Source organism: Blautia sp. AM23-13AC (assembly GCF_003435675.1).
Taxonomy (GTDB): Bacteria; Bacillota; Clostridia; order Lachnospirales; family Lachnospiraceae; genus Fusicatenibacter; species Fusicatenibacter saccharivorans.
The window spans coordinates 1-1,896 of sequence record NZ_QTUL01000030.1; the positions used below are offsets into that span (position 1 = coordinate 1).

General features: G+C 48.1%; 3 protein-coding genes. All 3 read right to left on the minus strand.

Features of this window, described 5'->3' with window-relative positions; genetic code table 11:
• Positions 1-1,199 (minus strand): MobQ family relaxase (gene mobQ, locus DW642_RS15615; RefSeq protein ID WP_117511020.1); only part of this gene is annotated, 1,199 nt, incomplete at its 3' end.
• A complete protein-coding gene (locus tag DW642_RS15620; protein WP_009259852.1) occupies positions 1,156-1,524 on the minus strand; it encodes a DUF3847 domain-containing protein in 369 nt (122 codons plus the stop codon). The genes DW642_RS15620 and mobQ, both read right to left, overlap by 44 nt.
• A gap of 117 nt (positions 1,525-1,641) precedes the next feature.
• Positions 1,642-1,896, minus strand: a 255-nt coding sequence (locus DW642_RS16055) for a hypothetical protein (RefSeq protein WP_207660217.1), incomplete at its 5' end; no start/stop codon positions are given.

Consider the following 1,896-nt stretch of genomic DNA (forward strand, 5'->3'; position numbering starts at 1 on the left):
TTGGCTCTGGGCTTCTCAAACTTGATTTTCTGCAAGCCGTCATAGACAGGCTTTAAGCTCTTGTAGGTGGCAGAGTAATCATTAAGACTGCGGATTGCTTTCATTCGGGCGTTCTGGCTGTCCATCGTTGTCTTTAAGCCGTCAACGGTGGTGCGGTGGCTCTGCAATCTGCTTTCCAAATCTTCAAGGGTGTAAATGCCGTTTGCCCGGAGATAATTGTAGGTCTCGTTCATCTCTTTCAGATTGCTGATTTTGCCTTTTTGCGAATATGCCCCGGCTTTTCGCTGGGTGTAATAATCGTTCAGCAGAGAAACAAGGTCGGGTGTCTGCGGCTTGGCAAGCTCAGCTTTTATCTCCGTTATCCAGTCGAACAGGAGAGAGATTTTCTTTCTGATGTCCTTGATAACGGCATTGGTCGCCTTGATCCAGCGGTTGAACTCGCCCTTTTCGGTGCGGATACCTTTCTTCTCCATTGCTCGGACGGTTGCTCCCTCGTGAATGGTGGGAAGTAAATCCACGCCCTGCCGTTCATAGCTGCGGTGGTCGATACGAACATCCAGACCTTTCTCCGCAAACTTGGCGTTGCACATCTCCGCCCATGCTTCACGCCAATGTTCCAGCGTTTCGGGACTGCCCCAGTCGGTAGTGGGAACGGCATTGAACACATACTTACCGTTTGCGTCTCGAATACGGTTGCCCTCCTCGTCCAGCACATATTCTCGCCGTTGTTTTATGCCCCATGTGCCGTCCTGCTCCATTGGTCGAATAGGGCAGAGAAAGTGAAAATGGGGATTGGGTGTGCCGCCGTCCTCACACTCCTTTTCGTGAAAGGACACATCAACGGTCATGCCCCGGCTGACAAACTCCCGAAACAAAAATTCCCTTGCCAGAGCGATGTTTTCTTCAAGAGAAAATTCATTCTGCAAGGAAATTTCAAAACTGTATGCAAGCTGGGCGTTCTTACCACGCTCGGCTTTTTCAACTGCGTTCCATAGGGTCTGACGGTCTGCGTATTCTTTCGGTGCATGGGGCGGCAGGAGAATGTCAGAGCAGATAACACCACGCTTTCTGGTGTAGTCGCTGTATTCGCCGTAATACTCGCTGTACAGCTTTTCGCCGGAACGATAGGCGGCAGAAGCAATCGCAGACTGACCTTTACTGCGTTTCGTTTGGGTTACTGTGAAGTGGAATAGTGCCATTGGCTTTCAGCTCCTTTCCTCTGTTTGCTTGGTTGATGTGTGTAATCTCCATGTGCCGGACGGCTCTCTGTACCTCCGGCAGACCGAAGATGTGTTCCATCAGCTCGGTCATTTCGGTGCGTGTGAGATTTTTGACCTCCGGGGCAAGGCTCTCAATCGTGCCGCCCAGATTGCAAAGGCGGTGGGTACGTTTCTGCCTTTCGCCTTTCTCCAGATATTTCTTTCTGTTCTCCAAACGCTCCAGTTTGTGCTGTTCCTGTGCAAGCCGCTTTTCCACTTGCTCTTTTTCAGCTCGAAGCTGTTCAAGGCTTTTCTGTTTTGCCATTTTGGTTGACCTCCTTTTTTGAAAATGGGTATAAAAAAAGACCGCCAACTTTTCGCACATTGCGACCAGTCAACGGTCTATTTTTCGGTATTCGGTTGTTGTATTCAGTTAGATAATTTATTTGCTATCCTTACCGAAAAAACCAATCGTAGCCATAACAAAACCCACGATAATTAAAAGAAACGACACCCACAGTGTTCCTACATATATCACCTTTAATCCTGCAAGTATCATTATAGCAATACCCAATAGCATTAAACTGTTTCCAAACATAATCTTTTTCATACGCTCACGCTCCTTTGTTAAATTATCGTTTACTATTTTCAAACTTGCTGGCGGCGAACGGTTTGTCAAAACCGTTTGCGGACGGCA